The organism is Rhodoferax sp. GW821-FHT02C08 (genome assembly GCF_059421805.1).
The window spans coordinates 217,310-237,782 of the sequence record NZ_JBWKVR010000005.1 but is presented as its reverse complement, the minus strand read 5'-3'; the positions used below and the strand labels follow the sequence as shown (position 1 = coordinate 237,782).

Annotated in this window: 22 protein-coding genes; 11 read left to right on the top strand and 11 right to left on the bottom strand. The window is 60.1% G+C overall.

Annotated features, from left to right (window positions below):
• Position 1 precedes the first annotated feature (1 nt).
• Positions 2-1,228, bottom strand: a complete 1,227-nt coding sequence (locus tag AC07VY_RS08505; protein ID WP_495096998.1) for a carbonic anhydrase — start codon at positions 1,226-1,228, stop codon at positions 2-4.
• A gap of 189 nt (positions 1,229-1,417) precedes the next feature.
• Here AC07VY_RS08505 and ruvB point away from each other — a divergent pair, with 189 nt between their 5' ends.
• Positions 1,418-2,479 carry a Holliday junction branch migration DNA helicase RuvB gene (gene ruvB / locus AC07VY_RS08500; protein ID WP_495096999.1) on the top strand — a complete coding sequence of 354 codons (1,062 nt, stop codon included), beginning with the start codon at positions 1,418-1,420 and terminating at the stop codon, positions 2,477-2,479.
• Positions 2,480-2,576: 97 nt separating this feature from the next.
• Here the strand turns inward: ruvB and AC07VY_RS08495 are convergent, their stop codons facing one another.
• From AC07VY_RS08495 to AC07VY_RS08455, 9 genes are all read right to left on the bottom strand, one after another.
• Positions 2,577-3,038, bottom strand: a complete 462-nt coding sequence (locus AC07VY_RS08495; protein WP_495097000.1) for a hypothetical protein — start codon at positions 3,036-3,038, stop codon at positions 2,577-2,579.
• A gap of 10 nt (positions 3,039-3,048) precedes the next feature.
• Entirely contained in the window at positions 3,049-3,693 is a 645-nt protein-coding gene (locus AC07VY_RS08490; RefSeq protein WP_495097001.1) for a histidine phosphatase family protein, read from the bottom strand.
• Positions 3,694-3,701: 8 nt separating this feature from the next.
• A complete protein-coding gene (locus AC07VY_RS08485; RefSeq protein ID WP_495073894.1) occupies positions 3,702-4,277 on the bottom strand; it encodes a DUF4136 domain-containing protein in 576 nt (191 codons plus the stop codon).
• 11 nt (positions 4,278-4,288) lie between these two features.
• A complete protein-coding gene (gene ttcA / locus AC07VY_RS08480) occupies positions 4,289-5,215 on the bottom strand; it encodes a tRNA 2-thiocytidine(32) synthetase TtcA (protein WP_495097002.1) in 927 nt (308 codons plus the stop codon).
• A gap of 103 nt (positions 5,216-5,318) precedes the next feature.
• Positions 5,319-6,068, bottom strand: a complete 750-nt coding sequence (locus AC07VY_RS08475) for a substrate-binding periplasmic protein (RefSeq protein ID WP_495097003.1) — start codon at positions 6,066-6,068, stop codon at positions 5,319-5,321.
• A 41-nt stretch (positions 6,069-6,109) separates the two neighbouring features.
• Positions 6,110-7,486: a GGDEF domain-containing protein gene (locus AC07VY_RS08470; protein ID WP_495097004.1), complete on the bottom strand. Its 1,377-nt coding sequence runs from the start codon at positions 7,484-7,486 to the stop codon at positions 6,110-6,112.
• The gene (locus tag AC07VY_RS08465; protein ID WP_495097005.1) at positions 7,477-8,244 is read right to left on the bottom strand and encodes a substrate-binding periplasmic protein; all 768 of its coding nucleotides are present in this window, start codon (positions 8,242-8,244) and stop codon (positions 7,477-7,479) included. The genes AC07VY_RS08470 and AC07VY_RS08465 overlap by 10 nt, the downstream gene beginning before the upstream one ends.
• Before the next feature lie 81 nt (positions 8,245-8,325).
• Positions 8,326-8,697 carry a dihydroneopterin aldolase gene (locus AC07VY_RS08460; RefSeq protein ID WP_495073889.1) on the bottom strand — a complete coding sequence of 124 codons (372 nt, stop codon included), beginning with the start codon at positions 8,695-8,697 and terminating at the stop codon, positions 8,326-8,328.
• Positions 8,698-8,711: 14 nt separating this feature from the next.
• On the bottom strand, positions 8,712-9,506 hold the full coding sequence (locus tag AC07VY_RS08455; RefSeq protein ID WP_495097006.1) for an SDR family oxidoreductase: 795 nt from the start codon (positions 9,504-9,506) through the stop codon (positions 8,712-8,714).
• 51 nt (positions 9,507-9,557) lie between these two features.
• Here AC07VY_RS08455 and AC07VY_RS08450 point away from each other — a divergent pair, with 51 nt between their 5' ends.
• The 6 genes from AC07VY_RS08450 (at position 9,558) to AC07VY_RS08425 (ending at position 14,517) form a co-directional block, all read left to right on the top strand.
• A complete protein-coding gene (locus AC07VY_RS08450) occupies positions 9,558-10,640 on the top strand; it encodes a class I SAM-dependent methyltransferase (protein WP_495097007.1) in 1,083 nt (360 codons plus the stop codon).
• A 3-nt stretch (positions 10,641-10,643) separates the two neighbouring features.
• Positions 10,644-10,838, top strand: coding sequence for a DUF2905 domain-containing protein (locus tag AC07VY_RS08445; RefSeq protein WP_495073886.1), 195 nt, complete (start codon positions 10,644-10,646; stop codon positions 10,836-10,838).
• Positions 10,839-10,851: 13 nt separating this feature from the next.
• Positions 10,852-11,778, top strand: a complete 927-nt coding sequence (locus AC07VY_RS08440) for an ROK family protein (RefSeq protein ID WP_495073885.1) — start codon at positions 10,852-10,854, stop codon at positions 11,776-11,778.
• A 204-nt stretch (positions 11,779-11,982) separates the two neighbouring features.
• On the top strand, positions 11,983-12,273 hold the full coding sequence (locus AC07VY_RS08435; RefSeq protein WP_495073884.1) for an H-NS histone family protein: 291 nt from the start codon (positions 11,983-11,985) through the stop codon (positions 12,271-12,273).
• Between the two features lie 243 nt (positions 12,274-12,516).
• Positions 12,517-13,200 (top strand): glutathione S-transferase family protein, encoded by a 684-nt coding sequence (locus AC07VY_RS08430; RefSeq protein WP_495097008.1) that lies wholly within the window; start codon positions 12,517-12,519, stop codon positions 13,198-13,200.
• Positions 13,201-13,251: 51 nt separating this feature from the next.
• Entirely contained in the window at positions 13,252-14,517 is a 1,266-nt protein-coding gene (locus AC07VY_RS08425) for a multifunctional CCA addition/repair protein (RefSeq protein ID WP_495097009.1), read from the top strand.
• A gap of 9 nt (positions 14,518-14,526) precedes the next feature.
• On the opposite strand, the gene AC07VY_RS08420 is transcribed toward AC07VY_RS08425, so the two are convergent.
• Positions 14,527-15,546, bottom strand: coding sequence for a substrate-binding domain-containing protein (locus AC07VY_RS08420; protein WP_495097010.1), 1,020 nt, complete (start codon positions 15,544-15,546; stop codon positions 14,527-14,529).
• Positions 15,547-16,072: 526 nt separating this feature from the next.
• On the opposite strand from AC07VY_RS08420, the gene AC07VY_RS08415 reads away from it, so the two are divergent.
• The 4 genes from AC07VY_RS08415 (at position 16,073) to AC07VY_RS08400 (ending at position 20,471) form a co-directional block, all read left to right on the top strand.
• On the top strand, positions 16,073-17,029 hold the full coding sequence (locus AC07VY_RS08415) for a hypothetical protein (RefSeq protein ID WP_495103821.1): 957 nt from the start codon (positions 16,073-16,075) through the stop codon (positions 17,027-17,029).
• Between the two features lie 299 nt (positions 17,030-17,328).
• On the top strand, positions 17,329-18,597 hold the full coding sequence (locus AC07VY_RS08410) for an ABC transporter substrate-binding protein (RefSeq protein WP_495073879.1): 1,269 nt from the start codon (positions 17,329-17,331) through the stop codon (positions 18,595-18,597).
• 78 nt (positions 18,598-18,675) lie between these two features.
• Positions 18,676-19,614, top strand: coding sequence for a carbohydrate ABC transporter permease (locus tag AC07VY_RS08405; protein WP_495097011.1), 939 nt, complete (start codon positions 18,676-18,678; stop codon positions 19,612-19,614).
• Between the two features lie 11 nt (positions 19,615-19,625).
• On the top strand, positions 19,626-20,471 hold the full coding sequence (locus tag AC07VY_RS08400) for a carbohydrate ABC transporter permease (RefSeq protein WP_495073877.1): 846 nt from the start codon (positions 19,626-19,628) through the stop codon (positions 20,469-20,471).
• Positions 20,472-20,473 lie beyond the last annotated feature (2 nt).

Genomic DNA, 20,473 nt, shown 5'->3' with positions numbered 1-20,473 from the left:
CTTACATGCCTTCGCGGACCACGCGCCCGTTCAGGGGCTGTACCGGGCGGTTGTTGCGCGGGTAGAGCTGGGCGAACAGGCGCAACTGCTCGGGGCTGATTTGTATGGGCTGCTTCAACACCATCCACAGCACGTTTTCCGAGCAGGGTGGCGTGGTCAGCGAGCCTATGAACTGGTAGTAGCGCTGGTCTTGCGGCAGCAGCTCGTTCAGGTCCAGCAGGCCGGACGGCATGCGCACGCGGTCGCCCACGTCCAGCGGCATATAGGTCCAGACCTTGTTCACCATGGTGTTGGGCTGGCCTGGGTCCATCAGCACGGCGACGATGGCAATCTGCCCGTCGATGTTGCGGTGGATCAGATGGGCCGCCATGGTGTAGGCCCGGTCGTTGATGCGCTCTTCGCTGGGGTGGTGGAACTGGATGTTGGTCAGCTTGTAGGTGGAGCCGCGCACGGTGAGGGTGTTGTCACCCACCACGTCCACCTGGATGGTGCGGCCGGTGTTGACCACCATGGCGCTGCTGGGCTGGTAGTGGAACTGCAGCGGTTCGGCCGGGCCCTGCAAGGTGTTGCCGTCCTGGATGTGGATGGGCGACTGGCGCGTGCCGGTGGCGCACTGGCCGTATTCGGGCCGCAGCCGCGACCAGGCTTGTGGGCCAAATTCACCGTCGTAGGTCCAGCGGGTTTCATCGCTGCGCGCCATGCCCAGGTTGTCACGGGACACCGTGGTGCGCGGTGGCAGGCCGGCCACCTGGGCCATGGCGGCTGCGCGGCTGTCCACCGGGTTGGGGATGGCGCCATGGGCGCGGGCGTAGGCGGCCGCTATGTCGGGCGGTGCCGAGGGCGTGCCGCGTGCGCCGGATTTTTTGGGCTCGGCCTCGATGGTCAGCGTGATCTTTGGCGGGGTCTTGGCGGTCTTGCCTTTTTTGCCTTTGGCTTGCTGGTTGCTGGCGTTGGCTTGCTCGACCAGTTCGCGTACCTGGTCGCCCATGGATTCCTTGCTGACGGTTTCCTTGGTCTTGCTGGTTTCGGCTGCCTTGCCTCCTTCTTGCGATGCCGGCTTGGCGGGCAGGGTGATCTTGCCGATGGATGGGATTTTTTCCGCCGGCGCATCGGCCGCCCAGCCGCTGGCGCTGGCACACAGCAGCAGTCCCAGGGCACTGTGGCGAACGCCTTGCCAGCCAACAGACCAGTGTGCAGAAGGGGGGGAAGCAGAGGGTGTGGGCGTCATGGGCAATAGGCTTAAAAGAAACAAGCAAGGGTGTAACAGCTACCGCATTGCTATGTAAAGTGTTGCAGGGTCCACTATAGCCACAAGCAAGCCGTCTCCTCACTCAAAGCGGCGGCCCGTTTGCATACAGTCGGGCGCCAGGCGCTATAGTGGCCGCTCTGTTTTCAACCCTCTTCTGACCTGCCTGCCGTGTCCATCCAGACTGATGATTTCGCGCCGACGCCGCCCAAGCGCGTTGTCTCCGCCGTGCCCTCTTCGCCCCAGGAAGAGGCGATAGAACGCGCGCTGCGCCCCAAGCTGTTCGACGAATATGTGGGCCAGACCAAGGCGCGAGAGCAGCTGGAGATCTTCATCGGCGCGGCCAAAAAACGCAGCGAGGCGCTGGACCACGTGCTGCTGTTCGGCCCACCCGGCCTGGGCAAGACTACGCTATCCCACATCATTGCCCACGAGCTGGGCGTGAATATGCGCCAGACCAGCGGCCCGGTGCTGGAAAAGCCCAAGGACCTGGCTGCGCTGCTGACCAACCTGGAAAAGAACGACGTCCTGTTTATCGATGAAATCCACCGCCTCAGCCCGGTGGTGGAAGAAATCCTGTACCCCGCGCTGGAGGACTACCAGATCGACATCATGATCGGCGAAGGCCCGGCGGCGCGCAGCATCAAGCTGGACCTGCAACCTTTCACCCTGGTCGGCGCCACCACCCGCGCCGGTATGCTGACCAACCCGCTACGCGACCGCTTCGGTATCGTGGCGCGGCTGGAGTTCTATACGCCGGACGAATTGGCGCGCATTGTGAAGCGCAGCGCCGGTCTGCTGAATGCGCCGATGGAGGCCGATGGGGGTTACGAGATTGCACGCCGCTCGCGCGGCACACCGCGTATCGCCAATCGCCTGCTGCGCCGGGTGCGCGACTACGCCGATGTGAAGGGTAACGGCACCATCACGCTGGATATCGCCAACCGCGCGCTGGCCATGCTGGATGTGGACCCGCAGGGCTTCGACCTGATGGACCGCAAGCTGCTGGAGGCGGTGATCCACCGCTTCGACGGTGGCCCGGTGGGGCTGGACAACATCGCCGCCAGCATCGGCGAGGAGCGCGACACCATTGAAGATGTGATCGAGCCCTATCTGATACAGCAGGGCTTTCTGCAGCGCACGCCGCGCGGCCGCATCGCCACGCTGGCCGCCTACCGCCACCTGGGTGTGAACCCGCCGCAGGCCGAGGGTGGGCTGTTTGCCGCGGAGTAAGGAAAACTTCGGGTTTGCTATTTAATTGGTAGCTGTCTGTGCAGGTGCTATCGGCGCAAACAGTTGATTTGGCTGTAAGCGTGACGGCGCTACCGGCCTACTTCGCGCCACGCAGGTCGCGCCATTGCGCCCGCACAAACCAGGCGCATACCACGGCCAGTGCCAGGAAGAACCCCTGCTGGCCCCAGTTCAGCGCCGGAAATTTCAGCAGGCCTATGAGCACAAACAGGATGCTGATGGCGCACAGCAGGCCCGACAGCAGCAGCCAGACCAGTGCCAGTGCGCGTTCCACGCCGGTTTTTACGGTGCCCAGCGCGGTTTGCGTTTGCTGCCAGGCATCGGCCGCGTCTTCCAACGGGCCTCGTTGCTGTTGGTCCAGCGCTTCGGCAATCGAGTGGTTTTGTACCAGTGCCGCAAAGTCGCCCTGGCGGGGCCGCGCAGCACGCTTGCGCCACCAAAAAAATACAAACAGCAACACAATGGCTGCAACGAAGAGGCCGGCGTACAGTAATTGCTCCTGCCACGAGTATTCGCTTGCGTGCATCAAGTAATGAAGCATGGTCTGTTCCTCAAGCGCTGGTTTCGTCCAGTGCGGTGTCGGCTTCCAGGTGCTGGGTGTCGGCCCAGCCCACCAGGTTCAGGCCTTGCGGGGTCCACAGCAGGCGGTTGATGGCGGCGTTGCCCAGGTTCCAGGTACGCGGTGCTTGCAGGCCCTGGCCGGTGGCGGCGCGGTACAGCACATCCATCACGCCGCCATGGGCCACCAGGGTGATCAGCTCGCCGGGGTGGCGCGCTGCCAGCAGGTCTACGCAGGCCAGTATCCGGTCACGGAATCGGATCAGCGATTCGCCACCCTCAGGGGGGCTGAAATCGGGGTCGCGCTTGCGCCAGCGCAGTGCCAGTTCGGGCTGAGTGGCCTCGATCTCCGCGAAGGTGTGACCCTGGAAGGCGCCAAAGTCACGTTCCCGCAAGCCTGGCGCCTTGGCGATGTCCACGCCCAGTGCGTTGGCGACAGCTTGCGCCGTTTCATAAGCCCGCAGCAGGTCGCTGGCATAGATGGCGGTGATGGGTTCTTCGACCAGGGCCTGGGCGGCCCGCTGTGCTTGCCAGCGACCCGTGGCGTTCAGCGGGATGTCCAGGTGGCCCTGGATGCGGGTGTCTACGTTCCAGGCGGTTTCACCATGGCGGATGGCGATGATGCGGGTGGCGTTCATAGGTGTTCTTAGTGTTGCGGTGGCTGTATGCTGACCGTGCGCAGGCCCGCTGGCGGGTTGGGGAAGCCCTGCAGGGCGGCCTGGAACATGGCCGGCAGCACGTCTTCAATGCGGCCGCCAAAACCTTCGTGCACGGCCCGGCTTTCAAAGACTACCTGGCCGCCATCCACGGCGCGCAAGACTAGCTTGAGCTGGTGCTGGTAGCGGGTGGGTTCGGGCATCCAGAGCTGTGGGCGCCCCGGCCAGCCCCAGCGGCCCGGGCCATACCAGAGGGGACCTGGGCCCCAGCGCCCGGTATCCGGGTAGATGACCAGGGTCTGGATGCCTAGCTCCACGTTGAAGCGCGGCGTTGGGCCCGGTACCAGGCCCACCTGTGCCAGGGCGGGTGTCGCGATGGCTTCGAGTGCGTTCTGCGTTGCGGCGTCGGCCTGTTGCGAGGGCAGGCGGTCAAAGCGGATGGTGGTGCCGGGGGCGACCGCACCCAGGGTGGAGAAGCTTTGCACATCGCTGTCCACGCGCCACATGGAGGCACAGCCGGACAGCCACACGCAGCTTGCGAGCAGCAGGGTGGACCAGCGTGCCATGGCTCTATCTCCTAGAGCTGTACGACCTGCAGGCCGGGTAGGCCTGCGGGCGGGAAGCTGGGTGCGTCAAATGCCTGGTCGCCGTCCTCCGAGGCCACGCCCGTGGGGCGCAGGCCCTTGAAGTCGTAACGGCTGCCGTCCATCAGATGCGAGGGCACAACGTTTTGCAGCGCGCTGAACATGCTTTCGATGCGGCCGGGGAACTTCTTTTCCCATTCCTGCAACATTTGCGAGATCTGCTTGCGCTGCAGGTTCTCCTGGCTGCCACACAGGGTGCAGGGGATGATGGGGAACTGCTTGTGCGCGGCCCAGCGCACCAGGTCTTTTTCGGTCACGTAGGCCAGCGGACGGATGACGATGTGCTTGCCGTCGTCGCTGACCAGCTTGGGCGGCATGCCCTTGAGCTTGCCGCCGAAGAACATGTTCAAAAAGAAGGTCTGCAGCATGTCGTCACGGTGGTGGCCCAGCGCGATTTTGGTGGCGCCCAGCTCGTCGGCCACGCGGTACAGAATGCCACGGCGCAACCGGCTGCACAGGCCGCAGGTGGTTTTGCCCTCGGGGATCACGCGCTTGACGATGCTGTAGGTGTCCTGGTTCTCGATGTGGAAGGGCACGCCCAGCGCGGTCAGGTAGCGGGGCAGCACGTCCTCAGGGAAGCCGGGCTGCTTCTGGTCCAGGTTGACGGCAATGATGTCGAAATGGATGGGCGCGCGGGCCTTCAGTTTGAGCAGGATGTCCAGCATGGCGTAGCTGTCCTTGCCACCCGACACGCAGACCATGACCTTGTCGCCTTCTTCGACCATGTTGTAGTCGACGATGGCTTTGCCCATTTCGCGGCACAGGCGCTTTTCGAGCTTGTGCGTTTCGCGCTCGATCTTGAAGTCAGTGGCGGTGGGGGTGACGGGGGCGGCCTCGTCGGCGGTCCATACGGCGCTCATAAAGGGGGCAATCTTGGCTGGGAAAACCCCGATTATCCCGTGCCGCGCCTTTATGCGATCAAAACGGGGCTTTTTTACGCCGTGTTTTGCCTCGATGGGCGAATTATTTGGCGTGGGTGGCCGGGGCTTCCATGATGCGCCGCACCGTGCCGTTGGCGCGCAGTTGCTCGAACGCCGCCTGGGTTTTGCTGACCAGAGCCTCGGGAGTGGAGTTGCTGTAGGCCATGTATAGGCCGGTGGTCATTTCATCCAGGGTCAGCACTTTTTCCAGTTTTGCGCAGTCGAAATGGGCGCTGCGGCACAGGGGGGCGGTTTCCCCCTCGGTCAGCGGCACCATATCGACCTGGCGGCTCAGGAGTTTGGCGAAGTTCTCACCTGCCTGTGCCGAGACCACCAGGCGTGAAAAGCCCTGGCGTTGCAGGTATTGCTGGCGTACATCGTCGCGTATCACACCAATCACATGGTTGCGCGCGCCGTCCAGTTGGCTGGCAGCCACATCGGCGCGCTCGCGCAGCTTGTACAGGTGGTAGCGCATCTGCATGAATTCGCCTACCCACTGGAATTGCTTTTCCCGGGCGGGCGTGCGCGCAATCAGGAAGATCAGCACATTGGGTTCATTCAGTGCCATGTCATAGGCACGGGCCCACGGATACAGGTTGACCCGGTAGTCGGCTATGCCGGCCTGCTGCAGGGTTTTTTCCAGCACCTCGGTGGCGATGCCCGCGACCTTGCCGCCCGCCATGAAGGTATAGGGCGGTGCATCTTCGGTGACCGCGCGTACCGCTTGGGCTCCAACGTGTAGTGAAACCAGGGTGGTGGCGCAAGCCAGTAGGCGGAGGAGTACTTTTTTCATGGTCTGGTGGGTGTTGCCTGAAAAGAATAACTGCCGCTGGCCTAGGCCAGCGGCCTTCCATGTGCGACGACACGGTTGCGGCCGTTGCTTTTGGCTTGGTACAGCGCCTGGTCGGCTTGCTCAAACAAGGCGCTGAAGTTGTCGGTATGTTCGGTGTCCAGTTGGGCCAGGCCGATGCTGACGGTGACATGCGCGGCCGCCTCGGAGTCCCGGTGTGGAATTGCCAGTGCGGATACGGCTTCCAGCAGGCGGCTGGCCAGTTGGGTGGCGATTTCTGCGGTGGTGCCCGGCAGCAGCACGGCAAACTCCTCGCCACCGATGCGGGCCACCAGGTCGCCGGCCCGGGCGTTGCATTTTTGAATGGCGTGGGCCACGGCGCGCAGGCAGACGTCGCCGGCAGGGTGGCCGTAGGCGTCGTTGTAGCGTTTGAACGCGTCGATATCACACACCAGGAGCGACAGCGGAAGCCCTGAGCGCAGGGCGCGGCGAAACTCGATCTCCTTGGCCTCGTCAAAGTGGCGGCGGTTGGCCAGGCCGGTCAGTGGGTCGGTGCGGGCCAGGCTGTCCAGCAGGGCATTGGCATTCTCTAGCCGTGCGTTGGTGGATTCCAGGGCGCTGGTGCGCTCGCGCACCATGTCGGCCAGGTGGTCGCGGTGGCTGGCCAGCTCATGTTCATAGCGTTGCTGCTGCTGCAGGTAGCTGGAGAGGTTGCTCTGCAACTGGTTGACCCCTGTCTCCAGTAGCGTGAGCTCGTCTTGGCGGGCGGGATCTCGGTCCAGCCGCAGCTTGTGGTCTAGATTGTCTGGCGTCAATTGACCCAGGTGCCGTGCGATGCGGCGCACATGCACGGTGACCAGTTTGCTGAACAGCAGCATGATCAAGCTGGCCAGCAACAGTGATTGTGTGACCTGGGTCACCAGAATGGCCAGCACCTCGGTGCGTAAACGTGCCCACAGAATCCTTTCGTCGCCGTAGAGCGCGAATTCGCCTACGGTCTCCTTGCTGCCAACGAATGCCTCGTAGTCAAGTTTGACGCGCAACATGGGCGCGCGGGTAGATGCTTTCCAGCCGCTGTGCGTTCGGCGGAATATTTCCGGGGGGCGGTTGACCGACTGCAGCGCGACTTCGATCTGGCCTACCGATGCCACATTGGCCACGCTGTCGATGTTGGTCTGCAGCGATTCGCGGTCCATTTCCCAAATGGATTTGGAGAGTGTGCGTTGGTAGACCTGGGCGATCAGTTCCAGCTCTGCGGACATGGTTGCGACATTGTTTTGCCAGGCCGACCAGGTGCGCAGCGCGGCCACCGCCACCGTGAACAGCAAACAAAAGCCCAAGGTCGCCATCACCATGCGGCTGCCCAGCGCACTGGTGCCGCGGCTAATCTCGGTGTTGAGGATGGGCGGGCTTACAGCCATTTTTTCTGTAGCGCGTCGTAAATACCGTTTTTCTTGATAGTTTCCAGGCCCTTGCGGAAGCGCTCCACCAGGGCGTCTGAGGTTTTTGGTCCAAAAGCCATGTAGTTGCCGCCGCCGCTGAGCTCAGGAATGCGCAATGATTTCTGCAGCACAGTGGTCGGGTCGTCTCCGGCCTGGCGGGCGATGTAGTACGCGCTCAGTTCGTTCATGACCCACAGGTCGATCCGGCCCAGCTTGAGTTTTTCATAATTCAGCTCGTATTTGCTGCTGGACTGCAGGTTGTGCCCAACGACAAAACCTTGGGATGCCAAAAACTGCTCGCCCACGTCCTGGTTCACAGTGCCGATTTGCAGGTTTTTCGAGCTGCCCAGGTCTGCCAGCTGGATGTTGCGGCTTTTCAGCGAGAACAGATAGAAATCGGTAGGGGTGATCTGACCAACCCACTTGAACAGCTTTTCGCGGTCTTTGGAACGGTTGATCGAGTAGATCAGCACGTTCTCGCTGTTCTGGGTGGTTTCATAGGCCCGGGCCCAGGGCACAGACTGGAACTGGCCTTCGATATTGATTTCTTTGAGCACCGCTTGCACCACCTCGGTTCCCAGTCCGGTGATCTTGCCTTTGTCGGTGTAGTTGTAAGGCGGGTACTCTTCCGTGAGGATCTTGATGGTTTCGCCGGCATGCGCCGGCAGCAAGCAGGCCAGCAGCGCCATCTGCAGGGCTGTGCGTCGCGCCAATGCGGTGGTGCCGGGCAAATTCATGTGGCCTTCCTTGGAGTAAGTAGGTATGCCAAAGCTTATCAAATAACAGTTGGTTGCTATCGATTTTAAATGCTCAAGGGCTTACCACTGCCCGGTCTCGATCCGGATAGCGACTTCGCAGTCCTCAAAGATTTCCAGCTTGGCTATCCGCACGCGCACACCTAGCACGCCGGGCAGCTGCATCAGCCGTTGTGCCAGCTTGCCGATCAGGCTCTCCAGCAGGTTCACGTGTTCGGCGGTACAGTCGTCGATGATGATCTGGCGCACCTTGCGGTAGTCGAGTACGTGGTTGATGTCGTCGTCGCTGGGCTCCAGTGGCTGCGGGCCGAGGTTGAGTTCGGCATCCACCTGGATCGGCTGGGGAGTGGTCAGCTCGGACTCCAGAATGCCCAGGTTGGCATCGAAGCGCAGCCCGGTGAGTTGCAGGGTTTGGTTTCCGGAGGTGTGGTGCATGGCTTTGAAAAGAGTTACATGAGCGAAAAATCGCGTTCGAACTGCATCAGGTGCTGGCCGCCATCTACCAGCAGGGTGGTGCCGGTGATGGACGCGTTCTCCAGTGCAAACTTGACAGTGGCCGCCACATCGGCGGCTGTGCTGGAGCGGCCCAGCGGGGATATCTTGTGCAGGGCGGCAAATTGCTCATCGCTCAGCATATGGCTTTTCAGCGTCAGGCCGGGTGCCACGCCCACCACCCGCAGCTGGGGTGCCAGCGCCTGGGCCAGCATGGTGTTGGCGACTTCCAGCGCGGCCTTGGACAGGGTGTAGCTCAAGAAGTCCGGGTTCAGGTTCCACAGTTTCTGGTCCAGCAGATTCACCACCGCGCCGGTGCTGCAGCCGCGTGCCACGACATGCTTGTGCAGTGCCTGGGCCAGCAGAATCGGCGCGCCGGTATTGCTGCGCAGGTGCAACTCCATGGCGGCAAAGCTGAAGTCGGCGGCACTGTCGTGTTCGAAGGTACTGGCGCTGTTGACCACCGCGTCTACCGTTCCGAATTGCGCCAGCACGGTCGGCAGCAGGGCGCGTACCTGGGCTTCATCGGCCAGGTCTGCCTGGAATGCGGCATGTTTTAGGCCGCTGGCGCTTGTAATACCTGCGCAGTCAGCTACTGTTTTAATAGCGTCCTGTTCCGAGCGGCGGTAGTGCACTGCCACCTGCCAACCCCCTTGGGCCAGGGTCAGGGCGATCTCGCGCCCCAGCCGTTTGCCGGCCCCGGTTACCAAAACGGTACGAGCTTGTCGAGGGTGCGGAGATACAGGCAACATTCAGCGGACAATCCGAGGGTGGAAAAAACAGCCCCCAGTTTAACGAGCGCATTGCAGACGCATATCCAGCAATTGATCCAGTCCTCCGGCGGCTGGATCGGTTTTGACCATTTCATGGCGCTGGCCCTGTACCAACCCGGCCTGGGTTATTACGCCAATGACCGCCTGAAGTTCGGCGCCATGCCCGAGGCTGACCAAGGTGCAGATGGCAGTGACTTCGTCACCGCCCCTGAGATATCGCCCTTGTTCGGCCAGACCCTGGCCGTGCAGGTCGCACAGGCGCTGGACGCGACGCAGACCTGCGAGGTCTGGGAGTTCGGTGCCGGCTCGGGTGCCTTGGCCGAGCAATTGCTGCAGGCCCTGGGTGACAAGCTGCAGCGCTACTGCATCGTGGATCTGTCTGGCAGCCTGCGTGCGCGCCAGCAACTACGCCTGCAGCCTTTTGTCGACAAGGTGCAGTGGGTTACCGAGCTGCCCGCCAGCTTGCAGGCCGTGGTGGTCGGCAACGAGGTGCTGGACGCCATGCCGGTGCAGCTGCTGGTACGCAAAAGCGGCCAGTGGTTTGAGCGCGGTGTGGTGTGGACTGGTGACGCCTTCGCCTGGGACGACCGCCCCACCAGCCTGCGCCCGCCGACCGAGATCGATGGTCCGCACGACTACCTGACCGAAATCCATCCGCAGGGCGAGTCCTTCATCCGGACCCTGGCCGACCGCCTGACCCAGGGTGCCGCCTTCTTTTTGGACTACGGTTTCCCTGAAGCCGAGTATTACCACCCGCAGCGCAGCACAGGCACGGTGATGTGCCATTACGCCCACCGCGCCGACCCCGATCCGCTGACCTATGTGGGGCTGAAGGACATTACCGCCCATGTCAATTTCACTGGCATTGCCCTGGCCGGACAAGAGGCCGAGCCCAGCCTGAATGTGCTGGGCTATACCAGCCAGGCGCGGTTTTTGATGAATTGCGGGTTGCTCCAAAAAATGGAGCACGCTACGCATGCAGAACGTGCGAATGCGTTGAAATTGATCTCCGAGCACGAGATGGGCGAGCTGTTCAAGGTGATTGCCTTTGGTGCTGGCACACCTTGGGAGCCGCTGGGTTTTGCCCAGGGTGACCGCAGCCATACGCTTTGATGTATGGCGCGCTGGCTGCTGGTTATCTTTCTCGCCCTGTTACTAATTGACTGGTTTTCCCCGTTGTTGCGCAAGTTAGGCTTTGGCAGACTGCCCGGTGATTTGCGTTTCAGACTATTTGGCCGCGAGTGGTTTATTCCATTAACCACCACTCTGGTTTTGAGCTTTCTCGCTAGCCTTGTTTCCAAACTCATTTAAGAGAATAAATCCCATGAAAGCATGTATCGATATTGGCGGCACCAAGGTCGCTGTCAGCCTGGCTGTTGGCAACGACGATTTGCCCAATTTGCAGGCGCGGCGTACCGAGCCCACCGCCAAGACCGGCAATAACGATGCTCTGGCCGTGCAGATCATCCGCATGGTGGACGAGGCCTGTGCCGAGATCGGTGCCAACCCGGCAGACGTGCAGGTGGCAGGCGTGTCGTCCTGCGGTCCGTTCCTGATCCGCGACGGCCTGATTGAATTGACCGCGCCGAACATCTGCGGCGGCATGGCCGGCCCGGCACGTGGCCTGCCCAATGACTGGGATACGGCGCTGTTGGAAGCGCCCCTGGGTCACCGTTTCGCCCGGGTGCGCATCGAGAACGACTGTATTGCCGCACTGGAGGCCGAGCGTCGCTGGGGTGCCTTGGTGGGCGTGGACCACTGTGCTTATGTGACCTGGAGTACCGGTATTGGTATGGGGCTGTGCGTGGATGGCCATATCTTGCGCGGCAAGAATGGAAATGCCGGCCATGCCGGCCATATGTTTGTTTCGGATAACCTGGACGCTTTATGCGGCTGCGGGAATATCGGCGATGTAGAGGGTTTGGTTGCCGGCAATGCGATTGCCCGCCGATTTGGCCTGGATGCGGCCACATTATTCCAGGCGGCCCGCGCCGGAGATGCAGATGCGTTGACCAAGGTGGATGATCTATGCCGGGTATTGGGGCGCTCTTTGTATAACCTGGTGATCACGCTGGATTTACAGCGCATTAGCTTGGGTGGCAGTGTTTTTTGGCACAACCGCGAATTTCTGCTGCCACGCCTGCAATCCCATATTGATGGAAAATTGCCTTCATTAACCACGGGGGTGACCTTGGTGCCCGCTGGTTTGGCCGACAAAGTGGGTGACTACGCCGCCGTCGCATTGGCCTGATCGGTGTGCATATTGGCCTTGGATACTGGTATTTCCGCCTATATCCATGCCAATGTCCATGTGGAGACCAAGGGGTTCGATGATTCTGTGGCGAAGTTTTTTCTAACCTGCGGGTTATCTTTAAATTGGCTTTACACAAACCCGTATTTGTGGGTTTATAATTAAGCGTCAATAATTCATTTTCGAAGTATTCGGAATACAAAGATGCCTACCTACAAAGAACTTTTGCAACAGCGTGAACTCCTTGAGCAGCAAATCAATGCTGCACGCGCCACGGAAAATGCCGCCGCCATTGAAAAAGTCAAAACGCTAGTCGCTGATTTCGGTTTGACCGCGGAAGACATTTTTGCTGCTGGTAAGCCCCGCGTTAAAAGCGGAGCCAAGGTTGCTCCTAAATACCGCAATACAGCTACCGGTGATACCTGGACTGGCCGTGGCAAACCGCCAAAGTGGATCCAAGGCCAAGACCGCGACCAGTTTCTGATTGCTGGCTAATTTAATGCCGTTTTTTACCGTGGCTTAGTTGCGGTAATCATTTTTATCAAAAAGCCCAGTCTTCGGACTGGGCTTTTTGCATTGGGGGGCTGAAACTATAGTCCGGCATCAATCGCATGGATTCTTTGCATCAATAAACATCTGAACTTCGGGTAGGCTGTCATTCTTTGTGCCTAGGGCTGTATTTGAGAATGGAGTCTACGGGCGGGTGCATTTATTCAGTGTTGTTTTAAGAGGGATTCCATGCGCAAGCTTTATATCGGCAATAAAAACTATTCGTCTTGGTCCATGCGTCCGTGGGTGTTGTTGAGGCAGGCCGGCATCCCGTTTGAGGAAATCAAGGTCCGATTTGATTCGTTTGCGGCGGAGTCGCAGTTCAAGGCGACCATGGCCAAGGTGAATCCGGTGGGCAAGGTGCCGGTGTTGGTCGAGGGCGATCTGGCCGTCTGGGATACCTTGGCGATTGCCGAAACCTTGGCCGAACAGTTCCCTGAAAAAGCCTTGTGGCCGCAAAGCCCCCAGGACCGGGCCCGTGCCCGCAGCGTATGTGCCGAGATGCATTCGGGCTTTACCGCTCTGCGCAGCCACTGCCCCATGAACATCGAGGCTTCTTTGCCCGAGGTCGGGCAATTGATCTGGCGTGACCAGGCCGGTGTGCGCGCCGATGTGGAGCGCTTGGTCGCCATGTGGAGCGCTTTGCTGGAGGCGCATGGCGGCCCCATGTTGTTTGGCACGTTCAGCATTGCGGACGCGTATTTCGCCCCGGTGTGTATGCGTCTGGTGACCTATGCCCTGCCCGTGCCGCCAGTGATTCAGGCCTATATCGAGCATGTGAGTGCCTTGCCAGGCGTGCAGGCCTGGGTGGCCGATGCACGGGCAGAGCAGGACTTTCTGGACTTCGAAGAGCCCTACCGGGTGGCCCGCTAGCGCGCGGGCGTACCACCGGCTGCTGCGCCGCACTCTGGATAAACTCCAACAATGGATATTTTTCTTGTCGGCGGTGCGGTACGCGACGCCTTGTTGGGGCGTCAAGGTGGAGACCGGGACTGGGTGGTGGTGGGGGCGAGTCCCGAAGCCCTGTTGGCCCAAGGCTATCTCGCGGTGGGCAAGGACTTCCCGGTGTTCCTGCACCCCCGCACCCATGAGGAATACGCCTTGGCCCGCACCGAGCGCAAGACCGCACCCGGCTACCGGGGTTTTGCCGTGCATGCAGCGCCTGACGTCACCCTGGAGCAGGACTTGGCGCGGCGCGACCTTACTATTAATTCAATAGCGGCTCCCGCAGAAAGTATAAGCGTTAGCGGCAGTTTTGATCTAAATCCCCAGACCTTGGTGGACCCCTATGGTGGCCAGCGCGACCTGCGCGACAAGGTGCTGCGCCACGTCACAGACGCCTTCCGTGAAGATCCCGTGCGCATACTGCGTGTGGCCCGTTTTGCGGCCCGCTTTGCCGACTTCCATGTGGCCCCAGAGACCCAGGCCTTGATGTGCGAAATGGTGGCGGCCGGCGAGGTGGATGCTTTGGTGCCCGAGCGTGTCTGGCAAGAGCTGGCGCGCGGCTTGATGGAGGAGCGGCCTTCCCGCATGTTCGAGGTACTGCGCGACTGCGGTGCCCTGGCACGCCTGCTGCCCGAAGTGCACGCACTGTGGGGTGTCCCTCAGCGTGCGGACTACCACCCGGAAGTGGATACCGGCGTCCACGTGATGATGGTGCTGGATATGGCGGCCCGCCTGCAAGCGCCTTTGCCTGTGCGCTTTGCCTGCCTGGTCCATGATCTGGGCAAGGCGACTACACCGCCCGATGTTTTGCCTCGCCACATCGGGCATGAGGCCCGCAGTGCCCAATTGCTCAAGGGCCTATGCCAACGTTTGCGCGTGCCGACCGATTGCCGGGATCTGGGTGATTTGGTGGCGCGTGAGCACGGCAATATCCACCGTGGCCAGGAGTTCGGCGCCGCGGCGCTGCTGCGCTTGCTGGAGCGTTGCGATGCCTTGCGCAAGCCACAACGCTTCATGGACGCTTTATGGGCCTGTGAATGCGATGCCCGCGGGCGCCTGGGGATGGAAGAGCAGGCTTATGCCCAGCGCGGCTACTGGCTGGAGGTGCTGCAGGCTGCCCAATCGGTTGCCACGGACGCCATTGCCCGCGAGGCTCAGGGCCGCGGCATCGAAGGCAAAGCCATAGGGGAATTGGTGCATGCCGCCCGTGTGCTGGCTTTGCGGGCCGTGGCCAAGGCGGATTGAGAACAGGGTCTACGGCAGTACGGGCGGTCCGTCGCTGTCGCCAATTTCCAACTCGGGCATGCACAATTTTTGCAGCGTATCCAAGGGGGCGTTGCGCATGCGCGCCAGTGTCATTTCCGCCAGCGTGACGCCGGTGGCTTCGGGGGTGGGCTGCATGACTGCTGTCACACGGGCGCGCACTACCGAATCTGGGCCTACGCCGTCATAGACGATGATGGACAAGTCACGTCCCAGCATCAGCCCGGAGTGCATGGCTGCATGGACAGCGCCAATGCCCGCCAGGTTGTTGTCTACCAACACGGCGGTGGGGCGGTTAGGCAGGGCCAGCAGGTTCTGCATCGCGGCATAGCCTGAGCGGCGGTCCAAGGCCACGCGCTGCACTGCATCGGTGGCGATTGTGACGTTTTCTGCTTTCAAGGCGCCGCAAAATCCATTAAATCGCTGGTCTGCAAAGTTGTATTCGGGGTACGCACCGATATAACCGATACGCCGGTGGCCCAGGCTCAACAGGCGTTCTGCGGCCATGCGCGCACCGGCCAGATTGTCAAAGTCGAACCAGGCGTAGGGCTCGGTCAAGGTGCTGCTGCGGCCGTAGGCCACGAACGGAACATTGCGGCTTTGCAGCAGCTGCAGGCGGCGATCCGCCACCCGTGTGCGTGGTACTACAAATACCCCGATATGCCGGCCGGTGATGGCGCGCTCATACGCCGCCAACTCATCGTCTGCCGAGGCTGACACGATCAGCAGGTCCATGCTTGCCTGGGCAAAACGGCTGCCCATCGACGAGGCAACCTGCAAAAACTGTTGGTCACCCAGGTCGCCGGTGGTGATGGGGAACACGATGCCTACTGCATCGGCGCGACCCAGGGCCAAGCCTCTGGCGCGCGCGTCAGGCCGGTAATGCAGGCGCGCGGCGGCTTCCATGACCTCGCGGCGCGTTGTTGCCGCCACCTCGGGGTAGCCGTTCAGCGCGCGACTGACCGTGGTCAGCGACAAGCCGAGTTCTTCGGCAATCCGTTTCAGTGACATCTCTTTGCAATAGCGTGTAAGTGTGGGGCGTAGGGGTGGCGCGGCAATGGTAGCCCATCGATGGACGGAGGAATGTGTGCACCAATGCTGACGCATGTCTACTCTGGCATCGTTTATGTCGCAATTTTGCAACATAAAGACGATTCGGGTGTCGTGCGATTAGTTCCATGAATGAACTAATTTTTTTGCTAATTTTTTGTATTTGTGAACCTTGTGTAAACCACGCGGGATGCTCGTCTTAAAAGTACGGTTTTCATTGGGAAAAACAAGAAAAGCAAAGGGGGGTTGTGGACGGAGGTTGCGGGCTTTAAAAGTCCTACAAATAAAGCTTCGAAATCGCTGTTTTGGTAACCAATTTGTAACTTCTTCGAGGGTAATTGCTTATCACTGAGAAAACGGAGCCCACAAAGAATGCAGCCAGGTTTGCGGTCCTCTTCAGAGTCTTGGGGGAAATGAAGGCCCCCGTAGAGAGCGCAAAACCTGCACAAAACTTAAATTACTACAGGAGATTCCTTTGAGCCAGTCCATGAAATTTGCCTTCCGGGCAACCGCTGTCGCCGCCATCGCGATGGTTTCCGCTTCCGCTTTCGCAGCTGCTGACTTCGATGCCAACATCGAGTTGGATAGCAAGGTTGAAAACTTGGCACGTGGTGCATCCCAGTCCGGCCGTGTGGAATTGAACGCCAGCAAGAAGATGGGTTCTAAATACTTCATCGCCGGTCGTGCTACCTATTTGGCCCATCCAGACGGCACTGCTGGTGTGGATGACATGTGGGCGCAAATGGGTAGCGATGTGGCTGACGTTAAGTTGGGCCGCTTCGAAGCCGCTAACCTTTTCCAAACCCCTGGCGACGTGCTGGTCGAATACGCGGGTAATGCTCCTTACCAAGCTAACGTGCTGCGCGGCCGTCAAGGTGGCGTGAACGTGGTGCCTAACGATAGCAATCTTGCTGCCTATGGCGCTGGCGTGTTCCACGCAGCCGGCACCGTGCAACTGGGCGGCGGTCTGTCGCTGGAAGTCAGCGGCGTGTCCAGCAAGGGCACGGGCCAAGCCAACGGTATCCGTCCAGTGTTGAGCTACGCGAATGGTCCTCTGCATGTGGCAGCTGGCCTGGAAGGCATCCAGTACCACACCGGCCTGGCCAAGCGCACCACCGGCTTTGGCTTGACGGGTGACTACAACTTCGGCGATGTCGTGCTGACCGCCAACTTCGCCTCTGCCAAGAACGACCAAGACTTCAAGCAAAACACCTTTGCTGTGATGGTCGGTTTCGGTGGTCTGACCCTGGCGACTGTGCAAGGCAACACCAAGACGGCTGGTGAAGACTACAAGGTCTCGACCTTCTGGGCTGCATACGCCATTCCATTCTTTGACGTGAAGGGCGCGACGATCACTCCCGCAGTGTCCTTCTCCAAAGGCAGCGGCTCCAACACCACCAGGGATTCGTCCGGTTTCGCTCTGCGCGTGCACTACGACTTCTAATCCATGCAGCAGTAGCTGCATCGAGCCAATACTCTCTTTCGCGGGTTAGAGAGTGGCAAACCACTTCATGCCCACAACGGTCTTTCTGCCTGTTGTGGGCTTTTTTGTTTCTTGGATTTGGAGCTTGTCGTATGCCGATCTGAGGGCTTTTCAGGGTCTCCCCGGGTAAACCCAGTATTCTTTTCAAAGCGCTTTGAATTTATACTGCGCTGGCTTTCACCGGCGACTCAAAAGCCTGCGAACGGAGCCTAGCAGCTCCAGACTTGTGCAGGTGGACCTCGAATAAACCAGGAGACTACATGACAGCAATTACAAAAACTGCGGCCGCTGTGCTGCTCAGCATCGGTGCTTTGGGCGCGCATGCCGCCGGAGTCACGCTCACCATTTCCTGCGGCTCTGTGGGGCAGGATTACGAGTTCTGCAAGAAGGCCGGCGATGAGTGGGCCAGCAAAACGGGCAATACGGTGAAGCATCTGAGCATTCCGCAGTCCACCAGTGACATCCTGGGTTTGTTCCGTCAAATGTTCGCCGCCAAATCGACCGAGGTGGATGTGATCAACGTGGACGTTGTGTGGCCTGGTCTTCTGAAAGACCATTTGCTGGATCTGACGTCGTACACCAATGGCGCTGAAAAGGCCCATTTCCCGGCCATCGTGGCCAACAACACCGTGGGCGGCAAGTTGCTGGCCATGCCGTGGTTTACCGATGCGGGCGTTCTTTATTACCGCAAAGACTTGCTGTCCAAGTACGGCGAAAAGGCTCCCACCACCTGGGCCGAGTTGACTGCCTCCGCCCAGAAAGTCATGGACGGAGAGCGCAAGGCGGGCAATGCGGACATGCAAGGTTTTGTTTTCCAAGCCAAGGCTTATGAAGGTTTGACCTGTGATGCGGTCGAATGGGTGTCCAGCTTCGGTGGTGGCAATATTGTGGACAGCACCGGCAAGATCACCATCAACAATCCTGCTGCAGCCAAGGCCTTGAACACGGCAGCCGGCTGGATCGGCACCATTGCACCCAAGGGTGTATTGAACTATGCGGAAGAAGACGCGCGCGGCGTGTTCCAAAAAGGCAATGCGGTGTACATGCGCAATTGGCCGTATGCCTGGTCGCTCAGCCAGGGGGCAGACAGCCCGGTCAAGGGCAAGGTCGGAGTTGTTGCTCTACCCAAGGGTGATGGAGGAAAGACGGCTGCAACGCTGGGTGGTTGGCAACTGGCGGTGAGCAAATACTCCAAGAATCCCAAAGAAGCGGCTGATTTTGTGATGTACCTGACCAGTGAGGCTGTGCAGAAGGATCGTGCCATCCGCGGTTCTTACAACCCCACCATTGCCTCGTTGTACAAGGACAAGGAAGTGTTGGCCGCCAACCCGTTCTTCGGCGACCTGTATGACACTTTTGTTGGGGCCGTTCCTCGTCCGGCCACGGTCACGGGTGCTAAGTACAACGAAGTCTCCGCAGCGTTCTGGAATGCCACGCACGAAGTGCTGTCGGGCAAATCCACGGGTGAAGACAGCGTGAAAAAGCTCGAGGGCAAGCTGGATTCGATTCGCCGCGGTCCTAAGTGGTAAGCCTTTACTGTTGAGCCCAGGGGCTGCCAGGCTAAACAGCGTGGCAGCCCGTTCAGCACATCGATCCCAGGAGTCGCCATGCGCAAAAAAACATCCGAACTTACCCGCGAGCGCACACGCAGTGCCTGGATATTTCTGGCGCCAACCTTGCTGGTGCTATTGCTGGTGGCGGGCTGGCCGCTGGGCCGCACGATCTGGTTCAGCTTCACAGACGCTACGCTTGAGAACATCGGCGAGTCCTCTTACAACATGGTGGGTTTGCAGAACTATTTCGGTAAATACGGTGTATTCAATCTGGAGGCGGTAGAGGGTTTCTGGAACACCGACTGGGGTATGGCCATTCGCAATACCTTCAAGTTCTCGATAGTTTCGGTGGTTATTGAAACCATACTGGGCATCATCTTTGCGCTGGTGCTGAACGCGAATTTCAAGGGCCGCTCCTTTGTGCGAGCGGCCGTGCTAGTGCCTTGGGCCATACCTACCATTGTGTCGGCCAAGATGTGGGCCTGGATCATGCACGACCAGTTTGGCGTCATGAATGCCATGCTCAAGGGGGCGGGCATCATCGACCACAACATCGCCTGGACCGCTGATCCCGACTACGCGCTGTGGTCGGTCATGCTGGTCGACGTGTGGAAGACCACACCCTTCATGGCCCTGCTGACCTTGGCGGCGCTGCAGATGCTGCCAACCGATTGTTATGAAGCCGCCCATGTGGACGGCATCCACCCGGTGCGGGTGTTCTTCAAGGTCACCCTGCCGCTGATCTGGCCGGCTCTGATGGTCGCTGTAATCTTCCGTTTGCTGGATGCGTTGCGGGTGTTCGACATCATCTATGTGATGACCTCCAACAGTGTGGACACCATCAGCATGTCGGGCTTTGTGCGGCGTGAAATCGTGGATAACAACTATGTGGGCTATGGCTCGGCCGCTTCCACTGTGTTGTTTCTCATCATTGCGGTGTGCACTCTGCTGTACCTCAAGCTGTCCCGGGTAGATCTGGGTGGCAAGAAATAAGGAGATCCAGCATGAACCACACTTTTCAAAAAATACTGGGCTCCATCGGCCTGTACGCCCTGGTGGCGATCATCTCGCTGTTTTGCCTGTTCCCGTTTTATTACGCCATCGTCACTTCATTGAAGTCGGGTACCGAGCTGTTCAGCAGTTCGCTATGGCCTGCCGCACCTTCGCTGAAGAACTACATCGCCATGTTTACGGTGGCAGAGCACCCCTTTGGGCGCCACATCCTGAACTCGGTGGCGGTATCGACCATGGTGGTCATCGCCTCGTTGTTCCTGGGCGTGACGGCGGCTTACGCGCTGGGCCGCATCCAGTTCCGCGGTCGCGGCCTGCTGCTATTGACCGTGCTGGCCGTGTCCATGTTCCCGCAGGTGGCGGTGCTGTCAGGCATGTTCGAGCTGATGCAGGCTTTTGGTCTGTACAACCACTGGTGGGGCCTGACCCTGCCGTACATGGTGTTCACGCTGCCGTTCACCGTGTGGGTGCTGACCACCTTTGTGCGCGACCTGCCCAAGGAATTGGAGGAGGCCGCCATTATGGACGGCTGCACCCCCTGGGGCATCATCGTCAAGGTGTTCTTGCCGGTGATGTGGCCGGCTCTGGTGACCACCGGGCTGTTGGCTTTTATTGCCGCCTGGAACGAGTTCATGTTCGCCCTGACATTCGTCCTGAACAACAACGACCGCACCGTGCCGGTGTCCATTTCCCTCATTAGCGGTGCCGACAAATATGAAATTCCGTGGGGCAAGATCATGGCGGCCTCGGTGCTGGTGACCTTGCCGTTGATTGCCCTGGTGCTGATATTCCAGCGCAAGATTGTGGGTGGTTTGACCTCTGGCGCAGTGAAAGGCTGAGC

Excerpts from the sequence above, each read along its gene's own strand:
- AC07VY_RS08485 (WP_495073894.1), bottom strand. The coding sequence starts at position 4,277 with ATGGCACGCTGGTCCACCCTGCTGCTCGCAAGCTGCGTGTGGCTGTCC.
- AC07VY_RS08475 (WP_495097003.1), bottom strand. The coding sequence starts at position 6,068 with ATGAAAAAAGTACTCCTCCGCCTACTGGCTTGCGCCACCACCCTGGTT.
- AC07VY_RS08465 (WP_495097005.1), bottom strand. The coding sequence starts at position 8,244 with ATGAATTTGCCCGGCACCACCGCATTGGCGCGACGCACAGCCCTGCAG.
- AC07VY_RS08455 (WP_495097006.1), bottom strand. The coding sequence starts at position 9,506 with ATGTTGCCTGTATCTCCGCACCCTCGACAAGCTCGTACCGTTTTGGTA.
- ttcA (WP_495097002.1), bottom strand. The coding sequence starts at position 5,215 with ATGAGCGCCGTATGGACCGCCGACGAGGCCGCCCCCGTCACCCCCACC.
- AC07VY_RS08405 (WP_495097011.1), top strand. The coding sequence starts at position 18,676 with ATGCGCAAAAAAACATCCGAACTTACCCGCGAGCGCACACGCAGTGCC.
- AC07VY_RS08415 (WP_495103821.1), top strand. The coding sequence starts at position 16,073 with ATGAAATTTGCCTTCCGGGCAACCGCTGTCGCCGCCATCGCGATGGTT.
- AC07VY_RS08460 (WP_495073889.1), bottom strand. The coding sequence starts at position 8,697 with ATGCACCACACCTCCGGAAACCAAACCCTGCAACTCACCGGGCTGCGC.
- AC07VY_RS08420 (WP_495097010.1), bottom strand. The coding sequence starts at position 15,546 with ATGTCACTGAAACGGATTGCCGAAGAACTCGGCTTGTCGCTGACCACG.
- AC07VY_RS08425 (WP_495097009.1), top strand. The coding sequence starts at position 13,252 with ATGGATATTTTTCTTGTCGGCGGTGCGGTACGCGACGCCTTGTTGGGG.
- AC07VY_RS08505 (WP_495096998.1), bottom strand. The coding sequence starts at position 1,228 with ATGACGCCCACACCCTCTGCTTCCCCCCCTTCTGCACACTGGTCTGTT.
- AC07VY_RS08490 (WP_495097001.1), bottom strand. The coding sequence starts at position 3,693 with ATGAACGCCACCCGCATCATCGCCATCCGCCATGGTGAAACCGCCTGG.
- AC07VY_RS08435 (WP_495073884.1), top strand. The coding sequence starts at position 11,983 with ATGCCTACCTACAAAGAACTTTTGCAACAGCGTGAACTCCTTGAGCAG.
- AC07VY_RS08410 (WP_495073879.1), top strand. The coding sequence starts at position 17,329 with ATGACAGCAATTACAAAAACTGCGGCCGCTGTGCTGCTCAGCATCGGT.
- AC07VY_RS08430 (WP_495097008.1), top strand. The coding sequence starts at position 12,517 with ATGCGCAAGCTTTATATCGGCAATAAAAACTATTCGTCTTGGTCCATG.
- AC07VY_RS08495 (WP_495097000.1), bottom strand. The coding sequence starts at position 3,038 with ATGCTTCATTACTTGATGCACGCAAGCGAATACTCGTGGCAGGAGCAA.
- AC07VY_RS08440 (WP_495073885.1), top strand. The coding sequence starts at position 10,852 with ATGAAAGCATGTATCGATATTGGCGGCACCAAGGTCGCTGTCAGCCTG.
- AC07VY_RS08400 (WP_495073877.1), top strand. The coding sequence starts at position 19,626 with ATGAACCACACTTTTCAAAAAATACTGGGCTCCATCGGCCTGTACGCC.
- AC07VY_RS08445 (WP_495073886.1), top strand. The coding sequence starts at position 10,644 with ATGGCGCGCTGGCTGCTGGTTATCTTTCTCGCCCTGTTACTAATTGAC.
- AC07VY_RS08470 (WP_495097004.1), bottom strand. The coding sequence starts at position 7,486 with ATGGCTGTAAGCCCGCCCATCCTCAACACCGAGATTAGCCGCGGCACC.